Raw genomic sequence first — 21,915 nt, 5'->3', positions numbered from 1 at the left:
TGGTGCGGTTTGATTGCAATAAGTTTGTCGGAAAGTATAATTTTCGCGAATCTCCCAGCACAGTAGTAATTAGGTGCATTGTGGAAAAGTATATAGGTAAGAATACATGGTAGCAGTGCTAGCTAGGCCAGGACGAGAGCTCGCGAAGCGATTGTTACTGATCCAAGCCTGCGCGGTTACATTGGTAGCTGTTGGAATGGCAGTGGCTGTAAATGCTGAGTGGGGAATTTCAGCGCTCATTGGTGGTGGCAGTTTTGTTATCGCTAATGCGGTTTTTGCATTGTGTGCATTTTTGTTTAGTGGGGCGCGAGCAGCCAAAAAAGTTGCCGCATCGTTCTATGCAGGTGTGACTCTGAAAATCCTCATTACAGTGGCTCTATTCTCAATCGCTTACATGTATATTCAGGTGGAAGTGATTCCCTTGAATCTCACTTTTTTACTGGCCGTCTTAATTAACCTTATGGCACCAGTAATATTCGTTAACAACAAAAAATAGGATGAGTTATGGCTGCGCCAGGTGAAGCGCTAACATCGGCCGGATATATCACTCACCACTTAACCAACCTTTCTTTAGGAAGCCTTGGTCTAGTGGAGGAGACGAGTTTCTGGAACGTACATATCGATAGCCTGTTTTTTTCTGTGTTTACTGGCTTGATATTCTTAGGGGTATTTCGTTCAGTAGCTAAGAAAGCAACAGCTGGTGTGCCGGGCAAGCTGCAGTGTTTTGTTGAAATGATCGTGGAATTCGTTGACGACAACGTGAAAGAAACGTTTCATGGACGCAATGCGCTAATCGCGCCCTTAGCACTAACTATCTTCTGTTGGGTATTTTTAATGAACGTCATGGACTTAGTGCCAATTGACTTCTTACCTTACCCTGCAGAGCAGATGGGCATCCCTTACTTGAAAGTGGTACCTTCTGCTGATGTCAATATCACCATGGCTATGGCGCTAGGTGTTTTTGCTCTGATGATTTACTACAGCATCAAAGTAAAAGGTCTAGTTGGCTTTACAAAAGAATTGACGCTACACCCATTTAACAATCCAATCATGATTCCTTTCAACATGCTGATCGAAGTCGTGTCTTTGCTTTCAAAGCCACTGTCTCTCGGTATGCGTCTGTTCGGTAACATGTTTGCGGGTGAGGTGGTCTTCATTCTTTGTGCTGCAATGCTACCATGGTATTTACAATGGATGGGCTCACTACCATGGGCGATATTCCATATTCTGGTTATTACGATTCAAGCCTTCGTGTTTATGATGCTAACGATTGTTTATCTATCAATGGCACACGAAGACAGCGATCACTAATAAATTAACGCTTTTTATTTGGGCATATATTTTAAGCCAACAACTATAAATTGGAGATAGTAATGGAAACTTTACTGAGCTTTTCTGCAATCGCCGTAGGTATCATTATCGGTATGGCAGCATTTGGTACGGCGATCGGTTTTGGTCTTCTGGGTGGTAAATTCCTTGAAGGCGCAGCTCGTCAACCTGAAATGGCTCCGATGCTTCAAGTTAAGATGTTCATCATCGCAGGTCTACTTGATGCGGTTCCTATGATCGGTGTTGTTATCGCACTGCTATTCACGTTCGCGAACCCGTTCGTTGGTCAGCTAGGTTAATCAGCTTTTTCTCAGACAAGTTTCGGACTTGTCACCTGATTAAACTTTAGCTCGTCAATGAACCATTAGAGGGGTAGCTGTTGTGAATATGAACGCAACTCTGCTAGGTCAAGCAATCTCATTCGCACTATTTGTGTGGTTCTGCATGAAGTATGTATGGCCACCAATCATGAATGCGATTGAAGAACGTCAGAAAAAAATCGCTGACGGTCTTGTAGCGGCTGAACGCGCTGCAAAAGACTTGGATCTAGCACAAGCCAACGCTTCTGACCAAATGAAAGAAGCGAAGCGCACTGCAACAGAGGTCATTGAACAGGCAAACAAGCGTAAAGCGCAAATTATCGATGAAGCTCGTGAAGAAGCTTTGGCAGAACGCCATAAGATTCTTGCTCAGGCTGAAGCGGAAATTGAAGCTGAACGTAACCGTGCCCGCGATGAGCTGCGCAAACAAGTTGCAACTCTGGCTGTAGCTGGTGCTGAGAAGATTCTGGAGCGTACTATCGATAAAGATGCGCAGAAAGATATTCTCGACAATATTACTGCGAAACTTTAAAGCGAGGGGCGCATATGTCTGAATTGACTACAATCGCACGCCCCTATGCTAAAGCAGCATTTGACTTTGCGGTAGACAAGAAAGCACTAGACCAATGGGTTGAAATGCTAACTTTTGCCGCTGAAATTACCAAAAATGAAGACATCGCAAACCTGCTTACGGGTTCTGTGACAGCAAATAAAATTGCTGAAGTTTTTATTGCAGTTGGTGGTGAACAGTTTGATGAATTTGGTCAAAACCTAATTAAGGTGATGGCTGAAAATGGTCGACTAGCAGCCCTGCCTGACGTGTTAGCTGAGTTTCTTGCTCTGAAAAAAGAGTTAGAGAAACAAGTAGATGTAGAGGTTATCTCCGCATCTGAGCTAAGCGATGAGCAGCTTGCAGCGATCAGCGACAAACTTGAGAAGCGTCTAGAGCGCAAAGTTAAGCTGAATTGCAGTGTAGATGAGGCCCTACTTGGTGGGGTTATTATTCGAGCCGGAGATCTTGTAATTGATAACTCAGCACGCGGTCGTTTAAACCGCCTGAGTGATGCATTGCAGTCTTGATGGGGATTGGAGCATGCAACTTAATTCCACGGAAATTAGCGAACTAATCAAACAACGTATCGAATCTTTCGAAGTTGTGAGTGAAGCTCGTAATGAAGGTACTATCGTATCGGTAAGCGATGGTATCATTCGCATTCACGGCCTAGCGGACGTGATGCAAGGTGAAATGATTGAATTACCGGGTGGCCGTTTTGCACTAGCACTTAACCTTGAGCGTGACTCGGTTGGTGCGGTAGTAATGGGCCCATATGCCGACCTTAAGGAAGGCATGAAAGTAACAGGTACTGGTCGTATTCTTGAAGTTCCAGTTGGTCCAGAATTGCTTGGTCGTGTTGTAAACACACTGGGTGAGCCAATTGATGGCAAAGGTCCAATTGAAGCGAAATTGACGTCGCCAGTAGAAGTGATTGCACCTGGTGTAATCGACCGTAAATCGGTTGATCAGCCAGTACAAACTGGTTATAAGTCAGTTGACTCTATGATCCCAATCGGTCGTGGTCAGCGTGAGCTTATCATCGGTGACCGCCAGATCGGTAAAACGGCGATGGCGATCGATGCAATCATCAACCAGAAAGATTCTGGTATCTTCTCTATCTACGTAGCGATTGGCCAGAAGGCTTCTACTATCGCAAACGTAGTACGTAAACTGGAAGAGCACGGTGCACTAGCAAACACTATCGTTGTTGTCGCGTCTGCATCTGAGTCTGCTGCACTGCAATACCTGGCACCATACTCAGGTTGTGCAATGGGTGAGTACTTCCGTGATCGTGGTGAAGACGCTCTGATTGTTTATGATGATCTATCTAAGCAAGCGGTAGCTTACCGTCAGATCTCTCTACTTCTAAAACGTCCACCAGGCCGTGAGGCATTCCCGGGTGACGTATTCTACCTCCACTCGCGTCTACTAGAGCGTGCTGCTCGTGTAAATGAAGAGTACGTAGAGCGTTTCACTAACGGTGAAGTGAAAGGTAAGACTGGTTCTTTGACTGCTCTTCCTATCATCGAAACTCAAGCTGGTGACGTATCTGCATTCGTACCGACAAACGTAATCTCGATTACCGATGGTCAGATCTTCCTACAAACTGAAGCCTTCAACGCGGGTGTTCGTCCGGCGGTTGACCCAGGTATCTCAGTATCTCGTGTAGGTGGTTCAGCACAGACTAAGATCATTAAGAAGCTATCAGGCGGTATTCGTACTGCACTAGCGGCTTATCGTGAACTAGCGGCATTCGCACAGTTCTCATCTGATCTAGATGAAGCAACTAAGCGTCAGCTAAGCCACGGTCAAAAAGTTACAGAGCTAATGAAGCAGAAGCAATATGCTCCAATGTCTGTATTTGACCAAGCGCTAGTTATCTTTGCTGTTGAGCGCGGCTATCTGGAAGATGTTGAAATCAACAAGATTCTAGACTTCGAAGCAGCGCTTCTATCGTATGCTCACAGTCACTATGCTGATCTTGCTGCAGAGATCAACACCACGGGTGCTTACAACGATGAAATCGAAGCTCAGCTTAAGAAACTGGCTGACGATTTCAAAGCAACTCAGACTTGGTAATTGGTGGGTGACCTTTTGGTCACCACTTATGGAGAGTAACGATGGCCGGCGCAAAAGAGATACGTAATAAAATCGGTAGTGTGAAAAGCACTCAGAAAATTACGAAAGCGATGGAAATGGTAGCAGCTTCAAAAATGCGTCGTTCGCAAGACGCGCGTGAAGCTTCTCGTCCATACGCTGAAACTATGCGTAAAGTGATCGGTCATTTGGCTAACGCAAACCTAGAGTACCAACATCCGTACCTAGAAGAGCGTGAAGCCAAGCGTGTTGGTTATGTCATTATTTCTACTGACCGCGGTCTCTGTGGTGGCTTGAACATTAACCTGTTCAAGAAAGCTATCTTAGAGATGCAGGATTGGAAAGATAAAGGTGCTGAAATTGACTTGGCTATTATTGGCTCAAAGGCAACAGCATTCTTTAACAACAGCGGCGCAAAGGTAGCGGCACAGGTGTCAGGATTGGGCGATGACCCAAGTCTTGAAGACCTAATCGGTACTGTTGGCGTCATGCTGAAGAAATATGACGAAGGCGAATTGGATCGCCTGTACGTAGTGTATAACCACTTTGTGAACACTATGATTCAGGAACCAACGATCGATCAATTGCTACCTCTGCCTAAATCTGACAGTGAAGAGATGCAGCGCGAACATTCATGGGGCTACATTTATGAGCCTGAGCCAAAACCACTACTAGACGCACTATTGCTTCGTTATATCGAATCTCAAGTGTATCAAGGTGTGGTAGAGAACCTTGCTTGTGAGCAAGCGGCTCGAATGATTGCAATGAAAGCTGCAACGGATAATGCGACCAACTTGATTGAAGATCTAGAGCTTGTGTACAACAAGGCGCGTCAAGCGGCTATCACACAAGAACTATCAGAAATCGTTGGCGGCGCAGCTGCGGTTTAAGCTTAGGTAAAACGAAATAGATTAGAGGATTAACGATGGCTACAGGTAAGATCGTACAGATCATCGGTGCGGTAGTCGACGTAGAGTTCCCACAGAGTGACGTACCAAGTGTATACGATGCTCTAAACGTAACGGACTCTAAAGAGCGTCTTGTTCTTGAAGTTCAACAACAGCTAGGCGGTGGCGTAGTTCGTTGTATCGTAATGGGTAGCTCTGATGGTTTACGTCGTGGCGTAACAGTAGAAAACACAGGCGCGCCAATCTCAGTACCAGTAGGTACTAAGACGCTTGGTCGTATCATGAACGTACTCGGTGATGCGATTGATGAGTGTGGTGAGATCGGTGCAGAAGAAAGCTATGCGATTCACCGTGAAGCGCCAAGCTATGAAGAGCAATCAAATGAGGTCGCGCTTCTAGAAACGGGTGTTAAAGTAATCGACTTGGTTTGCCCATTCGCTAAGGGTGGTAAAATCGGTCTATTCGGTGGTGCAGGTGTAGGTAAGACCGTTAACATGATGGAGCTTATCAACAACATCGCACTACAACACTCAGGTCTATCCGTATTTGCGGGTGTAGGTGAGCGTACTCGTGAAGGTAACGACTTCTACTTTGAGATGCAGGAAGCGGGCGTTGTAAACGTTGAGAATCCTGAAGAATCAAAAGTAGCAATGGTTTACGGTCAGATGAACGAGCCACCAGGTAACCGTCTGCGTGTTGCACTGACTGGTCTAACAATGGCAGAGAGGTTCCGTGACGAAGGTCGTGACGTACTACTGTTCGTTGATAACATCTACCGTTACACGCTTGCAGGTACAGAGGTATCGGCACTTCTAGGTCGTATGCCATCTGCGGTAGGTTATCAGCCAACTCTTGCAGAAGAGATGGGTGTACTGCAGGAGCGTATCACGTCAACGAAAACGGGTTCTATCACGTCTGTACAGGCGGTATACGTACCTGCGGATGACTTGACTGACCCGTCTCCAGCAACTACGTTTGCGCACTTGGATGCAACGGTTGTACTTAACCGTAACATCGCTGCAATGGGTCTATACCCAGCGATCGACCCACTAGATTCAACATCTCGTATGCTTGATCCTCTAGTTGTTGGTCAGGAGCACTACGATGTAGCACGTGGTGTGCAGCAAACGCTGCAACGCTATAAAGAGCTGAAAGACATCATCGCGATCCTAGGTATGGACGAGCTATCTGAAGAAGATAAGCAAGTCGTATCTCGTGCTCGTAAGATTGAGCGTTTCCTAACTCAGCCTTACCACGTAGCGGAAGTATTTACTGGCGACCCTGGCATCTACGTACCTCTTAAAGAGACTCTACGTGGCTTCAAAGGTCTACTAGCTGGTGACTACGATGACATTCCAGAGCAAGCGTTCATGTACTGCGGTACGATTGACGATGCTATCGAGAATGCGAAGAAGCTATAAGGCTAATTAGGAGGCGATATGGCAGCAATAACCTTTCACCTAGACGTAGTAAGCGCAGAGAAAAAACTTTTCTCAGGTCGTGTTGAAACGTTCCAGGTGTCCGGTAGCGAAGGTGAACTTGGTATCTTCCATGGTCACACACCGCTGCTGACCGCTATCAAGCCTGGTATGGTGCGTATCGTGAAACAGCACGGCCACGAAGAGTTCATATATGTCTCTGGTGGTATTGTTGAAGTTCAGCCTGGCACAGCGACTGTGCTGGCTGATACCGCAATCCGTGGTGAAGAACTAGACGCAGCAAAGGCGGAAGAAGCCAAGCGCAAAGCTGAGGAGCATATCCAGAATCAGCATGGCGACATGGACTTCGCGCAAGCGGCCAGTGAACTGGCTAAAGCCATTGCTCAGCTTCGAGTGATCGAACTGACAAAAAAACGTCGTTAATTCAGTTCAACTGAATTAACCGCGATGAAAAAGGCGACCATTGGGTCGCCTTTTTGCTTAATTTTTAATAGAAATTTATCCAATCCAATTAACACTTCCTTTATTGACCGCTAGAATGACCATAGATTAAATAACGTCAATGGTTTGATAATAATGAAATTCAGTGCAGTTGTTCTTGCTGCGGGGAAAGGAACCCGCATGTATTCTAATAAGCCCAAAGTGTTGCACACTCTGGCAGGTAAGCCGATGGTCAAGCATGTCATCGATACGTGTGAAGGTTTAGGCTCTCAAAATATCCACCTAGTGTATGGTCACGGTGGCGACCTTATGAAGTCGGCTCTTGAGCAAGAAACAGTGAACTGGGTACTACAGGCTGATCAACTTGGTACTGGTCATGCGGTTGATCAGGCGTCTCCACACTTTGCAGATGACGAGAAAGTACTGGTGCTATACGGTGATGTGCCATTGATCTCTGAACAAACCATTGAAAACCTGCTAGAAGCACAGCCGACAGGCGGTATCGCTTTATTAACTGTTGTTCTGGATAACCCAATGGGTTACGGCCGTATTGTGCGCAAGAACGGCCCTGTGGTGGCGATCGTTGAGCAAAAAGATGCGACTGAAGAGCAGAAGCTGATTAAAGAGATCAACACCGGTGTGATGGTGGCAACCGGTGGTGACCTGAAGCGTTGGCTGTCTGGCCTTAGCAATGATAATGCTCAAGGTGAGTATTACCTGACAGACGTGATTGCCGCGGCTCACAATGAAGGTCGTGCGGTAGAAGCCGTTCACCCGGCCAACCCGATTGAAGTTGAAGGGGTCAATGACCGTGCACAACTGGCCAGACTTGAGCGTGCCTTCCAGTCGATGCAAGCGCAGAAACTGCTTGAACAAGGAGTGATGCTTCGTGATCCGGCCCGCTTTGATCTGCGTGGTCAGCTACAGTGCGGTATGGACGTTGAAATTGATGCGAACGTGATTATCGAAGGCAGCGTCACCTTGGGTGATAACGTCGTCATCGGCACAGGCTGTGTGCTGAAAGACTGTGAAATCGACGACAACACGCTAGTGCGTCCATACAGTGTCATTGAGGGTGCAACCGTGGGTGAAGAATGTACGGTTGGTCCATTTACCCGTCTTCGTCCTGGTGCAGATCTGCGTAATGACTCACATGTTGGCAACTTCGTTGAAGTGAAAAATGCTCGTTTGGGTGAAGGATCCAAAGCGAACCACCTGACTTATCTAGGGGATGCTGAAATTGGTCAGCGTACCAATGTTGGTGCTGGTGTGATTACCTGTAACTACGATGGTGCGAATAAGTTTAAGACCGTCATTGGTAATGATGTATTTGTTGGCTCTGACAGTCAGCTGGTGGCACCAGTTACTATCGCTGATGGTGCTACGATTGGCGCTGGCACTACCTTGACCAAAGATGTCGCAGCGGGTGAGTTAGTGATCACTCGCGCAAGAGAGCGCAAGATCACAGGCTGGCAGCGTCCGGTTAAGAAAAAATAACCTTAAATGGTAACTAGAAAGGGTCTTATTGAGGCCCTTTTTTTGTGTCTGATTAATGGCTGGGGATGGCGATGCGTTTTTCCAGCCAGCGAACGGCCTGCGACACCAACAGAATCAACAACAAGTATTCCAGCACCAGAAACGTGTAGATTTCCAAAGGTAAGTACTCGTTAACCACCAGCTCATTGGCACGGCGGGTGAGATCGCTCAACCCGATGACGCTCACCAGAGATGACATCTTGAGAATGTAAACAAACTGATTGCCAAGTGGTGGTAATATCTGCCTAAAAGCCTGCGGTAGAATCACCAGTCGCATTTTTTGCCAGTAGTTCAGTCCCAGCGACTCCGCCGCTTCATGTTGCCCACGCATGATGGCCTGGATACCGCCTCGGAATACCTCCGCCATAAAGGCACTTTCTGCGATAGTAAGTGCTATCACGCCTGCCCAAAAATGGTTTAATGAGATGTCCAGCAGGGTCGGCATGCCATAGTAAACCCACAGCAATAATACCAGTACCGGGATCGACCGTATGACCTCTACATAGAGGCGATTGATAGCTCGTAGCCAGGGGTTTGAAGACAGCGCAGGGAAAGCAACCATCAGGCCCAGTAGCATGGCGAACAACATACTGAGTAGTGATACATAGATAGTATCTTCGAAACCCGCCAGCAAAAAGCTTAGGTTCGTTTTGCCCTGTTCGGTGCCCGGATCAAGTACATACCAGCCCCACTGGTAATCAGAGCAACCTCCCAGAAATGGCAGGCATAAAATGACTGTAACTATTCGGTGGCTCACAAACGTCCCTATTTTTTCCTGAAAATTCCATCTGTTACTGCTATGTTATCAAAGGTTATACATCGAATGTTTACTATTTTTAGGGATTAATCAATGAAGAAGTGGATTCTCGGTTTTATTATTGCTTTGCTTTCTATTGGTCAGGTGGCGGCAGAGACCAGTCGCTTGCAAAAGATCCTCGACTCTGGAGTTCTTCGCGTGGGCACCACCGGTGACTGGAACCCCATGACCATGAAAGATCCGGCGACAAACTCTTACCGCGGTTTTGATATTGATGTCACCACGGAGCTTGCCAAAGATCTGGGCGTCAAAGTGGAGTATGTGGCTACGGACTGGAAAACATTGGTGAATGGTGTCATTGCTGACAAATACGACATGACAGGCAGTGCCTCGCTTAACATGTCACGTGCCAAGGTGGCCGGCTACAGTCAGCCTTATTTTTACCTCGCATTTGTACCTGTGGTGCAGAAGAAAGATCTGGATAAGTTCTCTGATTGGGGAGATTTTGATAAGCCAGAGGTAAGAGTGGCGGCAACACTGGGAACCGTTCAGGAAAAAATGGTCAAAGACTTCTTTCCGCAGGCACAGCACATCGTGATTGAGGCGCCCGCTCGTGATTTTCAGGAGCTTTTAGCCCGTCGAGCAGATGTCTCTGTAACTTCTAACGTCGAGGCGGCCACGCTGGTGACCAAGTTCAGTCAATTGGCGATTGTGCCGGTGAAAGAGCCACGTAAGCCAACTCCAATCTCCATGCTACTGCCACAAAATGATCAGGTCTGGATAAATTATGTCAATCACTGGGTTGAGTTGAAAAAGACCCAGGGCTTCTTTGAAGCCACGGCAGCTAAGTGGGGCTTAAAGAGCCTCTAGTCGATGGAATGGAAAAGGGCGACCATGTCGCCCTTTATTTTAGCTTATTCGTCACTGACCACGCGAGAGTTGTCCGGTAAGGTCAGTTCGCGGGTGAGAGCCGGGGTCGCGATGAGATAACCGAGCCACATCAGCACCAGACAGCCTAATATGACATACCCCACCGCCGACTGAGCGACTACGGCGAAGCCCGCAACAATGGCGCTTGCCAGACTACTGACACTGACTTGCAGACTGTTTTGCAGACCCGCTGCTGTCGCAGAGCAATGCGGCGCACTGGATAGCGCGCGGTTGACCACAATCGGGTAAAGGGCACCGTTGGCGATGGCCAGCAAACAGAAAGGAGCCAGTATGGGCCAAACGCTGCTTAACTGCCACTGGCAAGCGACAAATACCAGCAGGATTGCGACAGTTTCCAGTCCCAGCAGTTGTCTTAGTACCGCTTCATCGCCCAGTTTCGCCACCAGTTTTTTTCCTATGTAACCGCCAAGCATGAACGCAACGGTTTGCGGGATAAAGCTCAGACCAATATCTTTGGCCGAATAACCGAGCTGACTCATGATTTCCGGCATGCCGGTCAGGTAAGCGAAGAACGCCGCGGAGGCCACTGCATACATCATGACGTTGCCAAGATACTCGCGCGAACGGATCAGACTGTTAAGATCGGCCGATACCGAAGAGCGTTGTTTGTCTGAACGGCTGCGATCTTCCATTGACAGGGTGATCACCGCTAAAAGTACACCGGTGATAGCCAGGACAACAAAGATACTGTGCCAACCCCAGATCTCGGTCAGTAATACACCTAGTTGCGGTGCCAAAGCCGGAGAGAGGGCGACCAATGGCATGATGGTGGCAAAAATCTGCTGACTGGTCCGCTTGTCAAACTTGTCGATAACCATCGACTGCCAAATCACGGCTGGGGCGCAAACACCGACAGCCTGCAACAAACGCAGTGACAACAGCTGCCATACTTCCTGGCTCCAGGCGAGCCCGACAGAAGCAACACTGAAAATAGCTAAGCCGGCAAACAGGGTGTTACGGTGACCATAACGGTCACTAGCGAGTCCCCACAACAACTGGCCCAGACCCATCCCGACTAAAAATACGGTAAGAGAAAGCGCGACCTGCTCCGGGCCGGTGGCAAAATCCTGCTCTATCAGCTTAAAGGCGGGTAAATACATATCCGTGGCAATAAAGCCCAACATAGACAGAGCAGAAAGATAGATAAGTTGAATTTTGGTGATTTTCATTGTTATTCCTTGAAATAATTTCACAGGAATGGATTGGCGCCAGCCCATACTGCTGATGAGTTGTATTCTATTTTTGGAAACTGGAAAAATAAAACGCTATATTTTGTAGTTATCTATCAAAAAATTTGAAAGCAAAAATAGTTATGTATTCTCGATCCTCTCTGGAGATGTTGGATGTGGTTGCTCGTCTGGGCAGTTTTAGTGCAGCGGCAGACGTTCTGCATAAAGTGCCCTCTGCGATCAGCTACAGTGTGAGACAGATAGAGCAGGAGCTTGGCGTGGCTTTGTTTAACCGTCTACCTCGCAGGGTGGAACTGACGCCTGCAGGGCAAGTATTTATGGCACAGGCCCGTCAGATGTTACGCCAGATGGATGAAGTGACACATCAAACTCGCCGGGCAGCATTAGGCTGGCAAAGTAGCTTAAAGCTGACTCTGGATAATGTTGTCAGAGTCGACAAACTGTCTGATTTGATTGAAAATTTTTATAAGCAGTTTGAGTTTGCTGAGCTGCAGATCAACATGGAAGTGTACAACGGTGCCTGGGAGGCCATTTCTGAGCAGCGCGCCGATATCGTAATAGGAGCGACGTCAGCGGTGCCCGTCGGTGGTGAATACGGGGTCAAGAAAATCGGTAGCCTGGACTGGGCGCTGGTCATGGCACCCTGTCATCCCTGTGCTTGCCACACGCGACTGGATGAGGCCTTTGTGAGTCAGTTTCCGGCCATTTGCATCGATGATACCTCGCGGGTACTACCCAAGCGGCATACCGAACACTATCCTCAGCAGCGGCGCTTATTGCTGCCTAACTGGTTTACGGCAATTGAGTGTCTGAAAAAAGGGGTTGGGATCGGTTACATGCCCCGACATATAGCACAACCACTCATTGACTACGGTCTGCTAGTGGAGCGGCAACTGGTGGACTCCCAGTTATCAAGTGAGTGTTGTCTGGTGTGGAGAAAGCATGATAATCACAACCTGCTGGAGTGGATGCTGGACTATTTGGGCGATGAAGATAAGTTGTATCAGGACTGGCTCAAAGAATAATGGGAAGCTCAGGCTTCCCATCTGTTGGTCTCAGTCTCAGGACAAGAAGAACTTGTAGGATGGATTGTCCGTTTCATCCTTGCACTGATAGCCCAATTCTCGCAGGTGCGCCGAAAATTCATTCAAATCACTGTCTTCCAGTTCAAAACCACATAGCACGCGGCCATAATCCGCCCCCTGATTTCGGTAGTTGAACAGGCTGATATTCCAGTGAGTACCGAGTGTGCTCAGGAACTTGAGCAGCGCACCTGGGTACTCTGGAAACTCGAAGCTGTATAGACGCTCTTTCAGCGGCTTTGACGGTCTGCCACCAATCATATAACGGATATGCAGCTTCGCCATTTCATCATCGGACAAATCGACTACCGGATAACCGCTGGCTCGCAGATCACTGATAATACCTTCGAGCTCTTCCTGTCCACCAACTAGCCGGACACCGACAAAGATGTTAGCCAGCTGATCATCGTTGTAGCGGTAGTTAAACTCGGTAACAGCACGACCACCAATGATGTTGCAAAACTCGAAGAAAGCGCCCTGACGCTCTGGAATCGTGACAGCCAGAATGCCTTCACGCTTTTCACCCAGCTCACAGCGCTCAGAGACATAACGCAGACCGTGGAAATTGGTATTGGCACCGGAGAGCACAGTACCAAGCTGTTTGTCTTTCAGTTCATTTTGTTCCGCGAACTTTTTCAGCCCCGCCAGTGCCAGCGCTCCTGAGGGTTCGGCAATGGCGCGGGTGTCTTCAAAGATATCTTTGACCGCCGCGCAAATTTCATCGCTTGAGACAGTAATGTGGCCATCAATGTACTTCTGGCACAGCCTGAAGGTTTCTTGACCGATGATTTTCACCGCAACGCCGTCGGCAAACATGCTGACCTGATCAAGTGCGATAGGCTCACCTGCGTCCAGTGCGGCTTTCAGGCAGGCTGAATCTTCCGGCTCGACAGCAATGACCTTGATTTCCGGCATCAGCTGTTTTACCAGTACCGCTACGCCTGCGGCCAGACCACCACCGCCAACGGGAACAAAAATATAGTCCAGATGACCATTTTGCTGCAGCATTTCCATCCCTATGGTTCCCTGGCCTGCGATCACCAGTGGGTGATCGAAGGGAGGGACAAAGGTGTATCCATGCTCTTGTGACAGGCGCTCAGCTTCGGCTTTAGCTTCATCAAAGTTGCTGCCGTGCAGCACTACATGACCACCAAAGCCACGCACCGCTTCAACCTTGATATCCGGGGTGGTTTTTGGCATCACAATGGTGGTGTTGATGCCCAGTTTGGTGCCCGACAGCGCCATCCCCTGCGCGTGGTTACCCGCGGAAGCCGCAATCACACCAGCGTTTTTCTGTGCGTCACTCAGGTTGGCTACCATATTGTAGGCACCGCGTAGCTTAAACGAGTGTACCGGTTGGCGATCTTCACGTTTAATCTGAACCTGATTACCAATGCGGTTACTCAGTCTGGGCATGTCCTGAAGTGGCGTGACGGTTGCCACTTCATAGACCGGAGCTCTCAGTATCTGACGCAGATAGTCTGCGCCAGAAACGGGATGATTATCAGCATCGCTCATCAGCATTAACCCTCGAGCTTGGACTTATCACGAACCGCGCCTTTATCGGCACTGGTTGCCAGATTGGCATAGGCTTTCAGCGCCAGCGATACGGTACGTTCACGATTCGCTGGTTTCCAACCCAACTCGTCCTGTTGAGCGCGACGTGCCGCCAGTTCGTCTTCTGTCACTTCAAGGGTAATCGTACGGTTTGGAATGTCGATGTTGATCAGATCCCCATCTTTCACTAAGCCTATGGTACCGCCGTTTGCCGCTTCCGGTGAGGCGTGGCCGATAGACAAACCGGATGTACCACCGGAGAAGCGACCATCAGTAAGCAGCGCACACTCTTTGCCCAGTCCCATTGATTTCAGGTAGGTTGTTGGATACAGCATTTCCTGCATACCTGGGCCGCCTTTAGGGCCTTCATAGCGAATCACGACGACGTCACCCGCTTTTACTTTGCCGCCTAAGATGCCGTCTACAGCGTCTTCCTGGCTTTCAAATACGACTGCTGGTCCCTGGAATTTTAGAATGCTCTCATCAACCCCTGCTGTCTTGACGATACAGCCGTCCAGGGCGATATTTCCTTTCAGTACGGCGAGGCCACCGTCCTGACTGTAGGCATTCTCTTTGGTGCGGATACAACCATTTTCACGGTCGTCATCAAGGGTGTCCCAGCGACAATCTTGTGAGAAGGCTTGCGTGGTACGAATACCCGCAGGGCCGGCGCGGTAGAAGGATTTCACTTCTTCCGAATCCGTCAGCATGATGTCGTACTGAGCCAGTTGCTCTTCCATTGTCAGACCAAGTACCGTTTTTGTTTGGTTGTTCAATAGACCTGCGCGGTTAAGCTCACCTAGGATACCGATAACACCACCCGCGCGGTGTACGTCTTCCATATGGTACTTAGGCGTTGAAGGGGCCACCTTACAAAGGTTTGGCACGCGGCGAGACATCTGATCGATATCTTCCATATCAAAGTCGACTTCACCCTCTTGCGCCGCGGCAAGTAGGTGAAGAACCGTGTTAGTAGAGCCGCCCATGGCAATATCTAGCGCCATTGCGTTTTCGAATGCTTCTTTGCTGGCGATATTACGCGGCAGCGCTGAGGCATCATCTTGTTCGTAGTAGCGTTTGGTGAGGTCAACAATGCGTTTACCGGCGTTCTTAAACAGCACTTCACGATCCGCGTGCGTCGCCAGCAGAGAGCCGTTACCAGGCTGAGATAAGCCCAGAGCTTCGGTCAGACAGTTCATCGAGTTAGCGGTAAACATACCAGAGCAAGAGCCGCATGTTGGACAAGCGGAGCGCTCGACCTGCTCACTCTGCTCATCAGAGACTGTTGGATCGGCACCCTGGATCATCGCATCCACCAGATCCAGTTTGATGATCTGATCAGACAGCTTGGTTTTACCCGCTTCCATAGGACCACCAGAAACAAAGATCACTGGGATATTCAGGCGCATTGAAGCCATTAGCATTCCCGGAGTGATCTTATCGCAGTTGGAGATACACACCATCGCGTCAGCACAGTGCGCATTAACCATGTACTCAACCGAGTCTGCGATCAGTTCGCGAGAAGGCAGCGAGTAAAGCATACCGCCGTGACCCATCGCGATACCATCATCCACAGCGATGGTATTGAATTCTTTAGCGATACCGCCAGCTTGTTCTATTTCTTGTGCCACTAACTGACCCAAGTCTTTCAGGTGCACGTGACCTGGTACAAATTGAGTAAATGAGTTCACTACGGCAATGATTGGTTTGCCGAAATCTTCTTCTTTCACGCCAGTGGCGCGCCAGAGCGCACGAGCACCAGCCATATTGCGACCATGAGTTGTGGTGGCTGATCTGTATTTAGGCATTGTACTACTTCCTTATTTTGCTGATGCTGGTTTCTGTTCTGGGTATACGTAATCGAGCCAGCCCCACTTATCTTCAATGGTGCCGTTGAATAGGCCAAAATACGCGTCTTGCATCACTTTCGTGATAGGGCCGCGTTTGCCTTCACCGACCTCGATTTTGTCGATGGTGCGTACCGGGACGATCTCGGCGGCAGTGCCAGTCATAAAGACTTCGTCTGCAAGATATAGCGCTTCGCGGGCAATGTTTGCTTCACGCACTTCATAGCCCATGTCTTTGGCCAGAGTCATAATTGAGTCACGAGTGATGCCCGGCAGGATTGCGCTGGTGGCTGGCGGGGTAGTGATTACGCCATCTTTAACCACGAAAATGTTTTCACCGGCGCCTTCGGAGAGGTAACCGTCAACGCTGAGAGCGATGCCTTCATCGTACCCATGACGACGCGCTTCACCACCTACAAGCAGCGATGACAGGTAGTTACCGCCCGCTTTTGCTGCGGTTGGTATGGTGTTAGGTGCTGCACGGTTCCAGCTGGAGATCATGGCATCGACACCATTGGCCAGTGCTTCTTCACCCAGGTAGGAGCCCCATGGGAAGGCCGCGATGATTAGCTCCATCTGCGTGCCTTCTGGTGGGCAGACGCCCAGACCTACATTGCCAACAAAGCCAAGCGGACGGATATAGGCAGACTCAAGCTTGTTCTGACGCAGTGTTTCACGCGTTGCTTCCATGATTTCCTCTTCGCTAAATGGAATAGGGAAGCGGTATATCTTGGCAGAATCTTTCAGGCGCTTGGCGTGCTCTGGATGACGGAATACCACGGGACCATTTGGTGTGTTGTAGCAGCGTACCCCTTCAAAAACAGATGTACCGTAGTGCATTGCGTGAGTTAAGACGTGAACGTTCGCCTCAGCCCATGGAACCATCTCACCATTAAACCAAATAAAATCTGCTGTGTTCTTAGCCATTTAGCATTCCTTCCTTATGCACTTTGTTCTTGTAGGTTGTGATTGGTCAGCTCGTTATGTTTCAGCTCTGTCACTTCAACGGTTCGAATATCCCAAAGCTTTTCGATTTGGTTGATCAGGGTGGTGATAGGGCGATCGCTATCCACAATGATCTCGACACTGGCAATCTTACTTTCGTGGTTTTGTGTGGCCGCCACTTGTTTGATGATAAAGCCACGGTGGCGAATGACGCGTAGAACGCGCTCTAGCAAGACAGGTTTGTCATCGGCTTTGATGTCTAGTAGATATCTGTCCATTAGGTATTCTCCAGCATGTCACTATTTGAGGCGCCCGGTGGAACCAAAGGCCATACGTTTTCTTCTTCATCGATCAGAACGTGAAGCATATAGGAGGTCTTGCTTTCAAGCATCTCTTTCAGTGCAGGCTCGACTTCTTCCTTGCGTGTGATGGTTTTTCCAGGGATGTCGAACGCTTTCGCCAACATCACGAAGTCCGGGTTGTCATCCAGGATAGTTTCGCTGTGTCTGCCATCAAAAAACAGTGATTGCCACTGCCTTACCATACCAAGACGCTGGTTATTTAACAGTACAATTTTCACTGGGATCTGACGGCGTTTAAGCGTACCGAGCTCTTGCACATTCATCATGAATGAGCCGTCACCGGTAATCAGTACCGATTGGTCATCAGGACGTCCTACTGCCGCGCCCATCGCCGCTGGCAGACCAAAGCCCATAGTGCCGAGACCCGCTGAGGTTATAAAGTTCTCAGGCAGTCTTGGCTGAATGTGCTGAGCAGCCCACATCTGGTGCTGACCAACGTCGGTAGAGACGATGGAATTCTCTGGCATCATGTCCGAGAGCTGTTTTAGCAGCAGCGGGGCAAATATCAGATCGCCTGGGTGGTCGTAGCGCCACTTGAAGCCGCTGCGCAGGCTCTCACTGTGATGTGCCCATGCGTTGATGTCTTTTGATAGCTCAAGCTGAGGCAAGATCACATTGATATCACCACGTAGCGCCGCATGCGCCTCACGCAGTTTATTGAACTCGGCTGCATCGATATCGATGTGAATCACCTTAGCGTGCGGTGCGAACGTATCTAGCTTACCGGTCACACGGTCGTCAAAGCGCGCACCGACCACGATGAGTAGGTCACACTCTTGCACCACCAGGTTGGCGGCTTTGGTACCGTGCATACCGAGCATGCCCAGATAGTGAGGGTCGTGTCGGTCAATCGTGCCTAGCCCCTTAAGCGTGCTGACACTTGGCATAGGGTTGATGCGAAGGAACTCGCGAACGGAATTGGTGGCTTTGGCCAGTTGAACACCGCCACCGACATATAAAACCGGGCGGGAACTCTCATCCAACAATTGCTGAGCCAGTTTGAGTTGCGCTTCGCAGGCGACAGGAATAGCCGGCGGGGTGAAGGAAGGCAATACTTCTACCGGAGCATTAGCAAGTTGGACATCCTTAGCGATATCGACGATGACCGGACCTGGTCTGCCTGTTTTGGCAACTTCAAATGCTTCGGCCAATGTTGGGGCCAGATCTTCAATATCGGTAACCAGATAGCTGTGTTTGGTACAGGAGAGGGACATGCCGATCACATCCATTTCCTGGAAGGCATCAGTACCGATATGTGAACTGGCGACTTGGCCAGTGATAGCAACGAGAGGGATAGAGTCGAGGAAAGCGTCGGCAAGGCCGGTTACGAGGTTGGTAGCGCCAGGGCCGGAAGTGGCCATACACACAGCGACATCTTTGGTGGCTCTTGCCATTCCTATGGCGGCCATGGCTGCGCCTTGTTCGTGTCGGCAAAGGATGTGTTCCACACCACCATCATATAAGGCATCGTAGATTGGCATGATGGCTCCACCAGGGTAACCAAACACGGTCTTGATGCCCTGTTGTTTCAATGCGGCTACAACTAATTCAGCACCTGTCATTATAGCCTCCTTGATTGTCACGTTTGTTGTCGTGACGGATTGTCGTTCGACTGCACATTGTGTGCTCCCATTTTTCCTGTCATTTCCGCCTGTCGAGGCTTTAATGAGTGATCACTATCAAATTTGTATTTCGAGTTTGTAAAAAAACCCCCGGACTTTTCAGTGCGGGGGTTTTCTGAATCTCGTGGTTATTTTCCGCCCACATGCCCCCGTGCGGTACCAATCAGGACCACAATAATCAGGCTAATCAGAGTGTGAGAGTGAGCGTTAAAAGTCATTATCTTGTTTATAAATCGTTGTATTGGTTCTAACGAAAATGTTTGCGTCACTAGTGGTATCACAAATTTCTGTTACCTGACAAGCAAAAAATCATACTTTTTTCACATTTACTCAGCATTAAATGTCGCTGTATAACATGGTCTATATATAAAACTCTGACTTTTAACCGCCAAAGTGAGAGAAGTTGGAGGAAAAAAAGGATTTTATGGGATTATCGATTATTTATAGCCGTGCCAGTGTTGGTGTCGAGGCTCCTCAAGTCACCGTAGAGGTTCATATTAGCAATGGTATGCCAGGCTTTACACTGGTTGGACTTCCCGAGACGACAGTGAAAGAATCTAAGGATCGGGTGCGCAGTGCGATCATCAATTCTCGCTTTCAGTTTCCGGCTAAGAGGATCACGGTGAATCTGGCGCCCGCTGACCTGCCCAAAGAAGGGGGACGATTCGATTTGCCCATCGCTTTGGGGATCCTGGCAGCTTCCGATCAATTGCCACACGATAAACTGATGGCTCATGAGTTTATTGGTGAGCTTGCGTTGTCGGGAGAGTTACGCGTGGTCAAAGGGGTACTGCCGGCGGCCCTGGCGGCGAATAAAACTCAGCGTTGTCTGCTGGTGCCGGAAGGGAATGGCGATCAGGCTGCCTTAGTGGGAAAAGACAAGCACAAGTCAGCGTCGGGTTTGCTGGATGTCTGTGCCTATCTGATGGGACAACAGGCTCTGTCACTGGTGACCTCTAAGCCTCGGCGTCCCCTGCCTGAGTCTTCCTATCGTGATCTTCAGGACATTATTGGTCAGCAACAGGGTAAGAGAGCGCTAGAGATCGCCGCTGCGGGCAATCACAATCTTTTGTTTTTGGGGCCACCCGGCACTGGAAAAACCATGCTGGCGTCACGACTGTGTGATTTGTTGCCTGAGATGAGCGAACAAGAAGCGATGGAAACGGCCTCGGTTGCCTCGCTGACGCAGCAGGAAATCAACGAAGAGAACTGGAAAATACGCCCTTTTCGTGCTCCTCATCACTCCAGCTCCATGGCGGCATTGGTCGGAGGTGGCTCTATTCCCAGGCCCGGAGAGATTTCTCTGGCCCATAATGGTTTGCTGTTTCTGGATGAAATGCCGGAGTTTGAGCGCAAAGTTCTCGATTCTCTGCGAGAGCCACTTGAATCAGGAGAGATCATTATTTCCAGAGCACAGGGCAAAACCCGGTTTCCGGCCAGGTTTCAGTTGGTGGGGGCACTCAATCCGAGCCCTACGGGGTATTATGAGGGGGATCAGGCTCGAACCAATCCACAGCTCATACTGCGCTATTTGAGCCGCTTGTCAGGTCCATTGCTGGACCGGTTTGATATGTCGATAGAGATCCCTGCATTACCCAAAGGGACTTTATCTGAGGGGGGAGAGCGGGGAGAGGCGACGAAAGTGGTGAAGCAGCGGGTATATGTGGCACGCGAAATGATGTTGGCTCGGTCCGGAAAGGTGAATGCCTTGTTGCAGAGTCGCGAAATAGAGCAGTACTGCCAGCTGCAAAAGCCCGATGCTGAGTTTCTGGAGAATGCATTGCATCGTCTGGGGCTGTCGATACGGGCCTACCACAGAATCATCAAAGTGGCCCGAACCATCGCGGACTTAGCGGGAGAGCCCGGTATTAACAGAGCCCACCTTGCAGAGGCGCTCGGCTATCGGGCTATGGACCGGCTACTTAAGCAACTCAGTGCCCAAGCAGTTTAGAACGCATAGTTCATGCCGACCGTGGTGATCCAATCCGCAGATTCATAAAATGCGATTGAGGAATCAGTGGCATTGTAGCCTGACAGTGAAATCAGTGATAAGGCGTCGATATTCCAGAGTGACAGGTATTCATAGGCCAGAAATGCGCTGTATTTTTCATCGATGCGTCCACTGCGGTTGAAGATGACATCGTGGCCGCGAAACTCATGGTTCATGTAGCTGAGTGTGGTGGCAAAACTGTGTTGGTTATAGGCAAAAAGTGCCGTCAGTTCTGCGCCGGCACCCTGATTTCTGACGGCTCGACCTTTGGCATCATCAATCAGGTAGATCAAGGATGGAAACAGAGTCCATGCGTCGCTTATGGGCAGGGTATAAGAGCCCTTTGCGTAGTAAAACTGGCTATTGCGATCATAGTGGTGGGTGTCAGAGGCCGTAATGTTAGTTGCTGAGCGTTCTTCTGAAATCAGTCGGGTACCGTAGGCCATATCAAGAGTGAATGGAGATCCTGCGATGCTCTCTATCTGTATACGAAACGCGTCACCACCGGCTTCTGATAGTTCTAGATCGGTTGCACCGACATACGGATTCTTCCAGATAGGCTCACCCACCAAGGTCGGAAGATAAGAAACGCTCCATATCGAGCCGTCCTGCAATTGTTGACGATAGCCGCCTTCCATAACAAAGGTGCCTACGGCGATGTCGTTGCGAGAGGTACCCAAAAACCACTGTTTGTCTTGCTGTGCACCAAACGTGTATGTGAGAGTGCCTAATGGCAGCCAGAGCTCATCGTGCGCCTCCTGACTAAAAATGACGCCAGGGTGATCGCCACTTACAAGATTGGCCTTTTCTCCCACTTGGGCATGACTGACGGAAATCTCGCCACTGAAGCCATTTGCTGGCGACAGAGCCGCAAAACAGAAGGGGCTGTGCAGGAGGAAAGAGAGAACCGTTAAATAGGTCATTTTTGGCGTCATGGTACATCCGTTGTTTAGCTCTTTGGTGTGCTTCCGGGACTCAATTTTGCT

21 protein-coding genes are annotated in these 21,915 nt (G+C 49.3%); 13 read left to right on the top strand and 8 right to left on the bottom strand.

Translation table 11 applies throughout. The features are described 5' to 3' along the window. Positions 1 to 106: 106 nt before the first annotated feature. The 10 genes from C4S60_RS17775 (at position 107) to glmU (ending at position 8,587) form a co-directional block, all read left to right on the top strand. Positions 107 to 496 (top strand): F0F1 ATP synthase subunit I, encoded by a 390-nt coding sequence (locus C4S60_RS17775; protein WP_088876467.1) that lies wholly within the window; start codon positions 107 to 109, stop codon positions 494 to 496. Positions 497 to 504: 8 nt separating this feature from the next. Then, positions 505 to 1,311: a F0F1 ATP synthase subunit A gene (atpB, locus tag C4S60_RS17770; protein ID WP_006073067.1), complete on the top strand. Its 807-nt coding sequence runs from the start codon at positions 505 to 507 to the stop codon at positions 1,309 to 1,311. A gap of 62 nt (positions 1,312 to 1,373) precedes the next feature. Then, entirely contained in the window at positions 1,374 to 1,628 is a 255-nt protein-coding gene (atpE, locus tag C4S60_RS17765; protein WP_006073065.1) for a F0F1 ATP synthase subunit C, read from the top strand. Positions 1,629 to 1,710: 82 nt separating this feature from the next. Beyond that, on the top strand, positions 1,711 to 2,181 hold the full coding sequence (gene atpF, locus C4S60_RS17760; protein ID WP_103881703.1) for a F0F1 ATP synthase subunit B: 471 nt from the start codon (positions 1,711 to 1,713) through the stop codon (positions 2,179 to 2,181). A 14-nt stretch (positions 2,182 to 2,195) separates the two neighbouring features. Beyond that, complete coding sequence (gene atpH, locus C4S60_RS17755; RefSeq protein WP_103881702.1) at positions 2,196 to 2,729, top strand: F0F1 ATP synthase subunit delta; 534 nt, start codon at positions 2,196 to 2,198, stop codon at positions 2,727 to 2,729. A gap of 13 nt (positions 2,730 to 2,742) precedes the next feature. Then, a complete protein-coding gene (atpA, locus tag C4S60_RS17750) occupies positions 2,743 to 4,284 on the top strand; it encodes a F0F1 ATP synthase subunit alpha (protein ID WP_103881701.1) in 1,542 nt (513 codons plus the stop codon). A 41-nt stretch (positions 4,285 to 4,325) separates the two neighbouring features. Further along, entirely contained in the window at positions 4,326 to 5,192 is an 867-nt protein-coding gene (gene atpG, locus C4S60_RS17745; RefSeq protein WP_103881700.1) for a F0F1 ATP synthase subunit gamma, read from the top strand. Between the two features lie 35 nt (positions 5,193 to 5,227). Further along, positions 5,228 to 6,631 (top strand): F0F1 ATP synthase subunit beta, encoded by a 1,404-nt coding sequence (gene atpD, locus C4S60_RS17740; RefSeq protein ID WP_103881699.1) that lies wholly within the window; start codon positions 5,228 to 5,230, stop codon positions 6,629 to 6,631. A gap of 18 nt (positions 6,632 to 6,649) precedes the next feature. Next, positions 6,650 to 7,072 (top strand): F0F1 ATP synthase subunit epsilon, encoded by a 423-nt coding sequence (locus tag C4S60_RS17735; protein ID WP_006073053.1) that lies wholly within the window; start codon positions 6,650 to 6,652, stop codon positions 7,070 to 7,072. Between the two features lie 153 nt (positions 7,073 to 7,225). Continuing rightward, positions 7,226 to 8,587 carry a bifunctional UDP-N-acetylglucosamine diphosphorylase/glucosamine-1-phosphate N-acetyltransferase GlmU gene (glmU, locus tag C4S60_RS17730; protein ID WP_103881698.1) on the top strand — a complete coding sequence of 454 codons (1,362 nt, stop codon included), beginning with the start codon at positions 7,226 to 7,228 and terminating at the stop codon, positions 8,585 to 8,587. Positions 8,588 to 8,639: 52 nt separating this feature from the next. On the opposite strand, the gene C4S60_RS17725 is transcribed toward glmU, so the two are convergent. Next, complete coding sequence (locus tag C4S60_RS17725) at positions 8,640 to 9,383, bottom strand: amino acid ABC transporter permease (protein ID WP_103881697.1); 744 nt, start codon at positions 9,381 to 9,383, stop codon at positions 8,640 to 8,642. Positions 9,384 to 9,476: 93 nt separating this feature from the next. Here C4S60_RS17725 and C4S60_RS17720 point away from each other — a divergent pair, with 93 nt between their 5' ends. Beyond that, positions 9,477 to 10,253 (top strand): transporter substrate-binding domain-containing protein, encoded by a 777-nt coding sequence (locus tag C4S60_RS17720; RefSeq protein ID WP_103881696.1) that lies wholly within the window; start codon positions 9,477 to 9,479, stop codon positions 10,251 to 10,253. Between the two features lie 44 nt (positions 10,254 to 10,297). On the opposite strand, the gene punC is transcribed toward C4S60_RS17720, so the two are convergent. After that, positions 10,298 to 11,503, bottom strand: coding sequence for a purine nucleoside transporter PunC (punC, locus tag C4S60_RS17715; protein ID WP_103881695.1), 1,206 nt, complete (start codon positions 11,501 to 11,503; stop codon positions 10,298 to 10,300). Positions 11,504 to 11,646: 143 nt separating this feature from the next. On the opposite strand from punC, the gene punR reads away from it, so the two are divergent. Beyond that, positions 11,647 to 12,549 (top strand): DNA-binding transcriptional activator PunR, encoded by a 903-nt coding sequence (punR, locus tag C4S60_RS17710; RefSeq protein WP_103881694.1) that lies wholly within the window; start codon positions 11,647 to 11,649, stop codon positions 12,547 to 12,549. A 36-nt stretch (positions 12,550 to 12,585) separates the two neighbouring features. On the opposite strand, the gene ilvA is transcribed toward punR, so the two are convergent. Genes ilvA through ilvG form a run of 5 tightly spaced genes read right to left on the bottom strand, consistent with a single transcriptional unit; the run spans position 12,586 to position 18,879 of the window. Further along, positions 12,586 to 14,124: a threonine ammonia-lyase, biosynthetic gene (ilvA, locus tag C4S60_RS17705; RefSeq protein WP_103881737.1), complete on the bottom strand. Its 1,539-nt coding sequence runs from the start codon at positions 14,122 to 14,124 to the stop codon at positions 12,586 to 12,588. 5 nt (positions 14,125 to 14,129) lie between these two features. Then, positions 14,130 to 15,971 (bottom strand): dihydroxy-acid dehydratase, encoded by a 1,842-nt coding sequence (gene ilvD, locus C4S60_RS17700; protein ID WP_103881693.1) that lies wholly within the window; start codon positions 15,969 to 15,971, stop codon positions 14,130 to 14,132. A 12-nt stretch (positions 15,972 to 15,983) separates the two neighbouring features. Continuing rightward, positions 15,984 to 16,937: a branched-chain amino acid transaminase gene (locus C4S60_RS17695; RefSeq protein ID WP_103881692.1), complete on the bottom strand. Its 954-nt coding sequence runs from the start codon at positions 16,935 to 16,937 to the stop codon at positions 15,984 to 15,986. A 14-nt stretch (positions 16,938 to 16,951) separates the two neighbouring features. Continuing rightward, entirely contained in the window at positions 16,952 to 17,233 is a 282-nt protein-coding gene (gene ilvM, locus C4S60_RS17690; protein ID WP_103881691.1) for an acetolactate synthase 2 small subunit, read from the bottom strand. Beyond that, a complete protein-coding gene (gene ilvG / locus C4S60_RS17685) occupies positions 17,233 to 18,879 on the bottom strand; it encodes an acetolactate synthase 2 catalytic subunit (RefSeq protein WP_103881690.1) in 1,647 nt (548 codons plus the stop codon). Before ilvG ends, ilvM begins: the two co-directional genes overlap by 1 nt. Positions 18,880 to 19,363: 484 nt before the next feature. On the opposite strand from ilvG, the gene C4S60_RS17680 reads away from it, so the two are divergent. Then, positions 19,364 to 20,890 (top strand): YifB family Mg chelatase-like AAA ATPase, encoded by a 1,527-nt coding sequence (locus tag C4S60_RS17680; protein WP_103881689.1) that lies wholly within the window; start codon positions 19,364 to 19,366, stop codon positions 20,888 to 20,890. Here the strand turns inward: C4S60_RS17680 and C4S60_RS17675 are convergent. Then, entirely contained in the window at positions 20,887 to 21,864 is a 978-nt protein-coding gene (locus C4S60_RS17675) for a DUF2860 family protein (protein ID WP_160111381.1), read from the bottom strand. The two genes, C4S60_RS17680 and C4S60_RS17675, sit on opposite strands and share 4 nt — an antisense overlap. Positions 21,865 to 21,915 lie beyond the last annotated feature (51 nt).

This window comes from Vibrio hangzhouensis, assembly GCF_900107935.1.
GTDB classification, from domain to species: domain Bacteria; phylum Pseudomonadota; class Gammaproteobacteria; order Enterobacterales; family Vibrionaceae; genus Vibrio; species Vibrio hangzhouensis.
The sequence above is the reverse complement of the archived record's forward strand: the minus strand, read 5'-3'. Positions and strand labels throughout refer to the sequence as shown.

Coding starts and splice junctions, on each gene's coding strand:
- C4S60_RS17775 (WP_088876467.1), top strand. CDS start 107: ATGGTAGCAGTGCTAGCTAGGCCAGGACGAGAGCTCGCGAAGCGATTG.
- atpB (WP_006073067.1), top strand. CDS start 505: ATGGCTGCGCCAGGTGAAGCGCTAACATCGGCCGGATATATCACTCAC.
- atpE (WP_006073065.1), top strand. CDS start 1,374: ATGGAAACTTTACTGAGCTTTTCTGCAATCGCCGTAGGTATCATTATC.
- atpH (WP_103881702.1), top strand. CDS start 2,196: ATGTCTGAATTGACTACAATCGCACGCCCCTATGCTAAAGCAGCATTT.
- atpA (WP_103881701.1), top strand. CDS start 2,743: ATGCAACTTAATTCCACGGAAATTAGCGAACTAATCAAACAACGTATC.
- atpG (WP_103881700.1), top strand. CDS start 4,326: ATGGCCGGCGCAAAAGAGATACGTAATAAAATCGGTAGTGTGAAAAGC.
- atpD (WP_103881699.1), top strand. CDS start 5,228: ATGGCTACAGGTAAGATCGTACAGATCATCGGTGCGGTAGTCGACGTA.
- C4S60_RS17735 (WP_006073053.1), top strand. CDS start 6,650: ATGGCAGCAATAACCTTTCACCTAGACGTAGTAAGCGCAGAGAAAAAA.
- glmU (WP_103881698.1), top strand. CDS start 7,226: ATGAAATTCAGTGCAGTTGTTCTTGCTGCGGGGAAAGGAACCCGCATG.
- C4S60_RS17720 (WP_103881696.1), top strand. CDS start 9,477: ATGAAGAAGTGGATTCTCGGTTTTATTATTGCTTTGCTTTCTATTGGT.
- punC (WP_103881695.1), bottom strand. CDS start 11,503: ATGAAAATCACCAAAATTCAACTTATCTATCTTTCTGCTCTGTCTATG.
- punR (WP_103881694.1), top strand. CDS start 11,647: ATGTATTCTCGATCCTCTCTGGAGATGTTGGATGTGGTTGCTCGTCTG.
- ilvA (WP_103881737.1), bottom strand. CDS start 14,124: ATGAGCGATGCTGATAATCATCCCGTTTCTGGCGCAGACTATCTGCGT.
- ilvD (WP_103881693.1), bottom strand. CDS start 15,971: ATGCCTAAATACAGATCAGCCACCACAACTCATGGTCGCAATATGGCT.
- C4S60_RS17695 (WP_103881692.1), bottom strand. CDS start 16,937: ATGGCTAAGAACACAGCAGATTTTATTTGGTTTAATGGTGAGATGGTT.
- ilvM (WP_103881691.1), bottom strand. CDS start 17,233: ATGGACAGATATCTACTAGACATCAAAGCCGATGACAAACCTGTCTTG.
- ilvG (WP_103881690.1), bottom strand. CDS start 18,879: ATGACAGGTGCTGAATTAGTTGTAGCCGCATTGAAACAACAGGGCATC.
- C4S60_RS17680 (WP_103881689.1), top strand. CDS start 19,364: ATGGGATTATCGATTATTTATAGCCGTGCCAGTGTTGGTGTCGAGGCT.
- C4S60_RS17675 (WP_160111381.1), bottom strand. CDS start 21,864: ATGACGCCAAAAATGACCTATTTAACGGTTCTCTCTTTCCTCCTGCAC.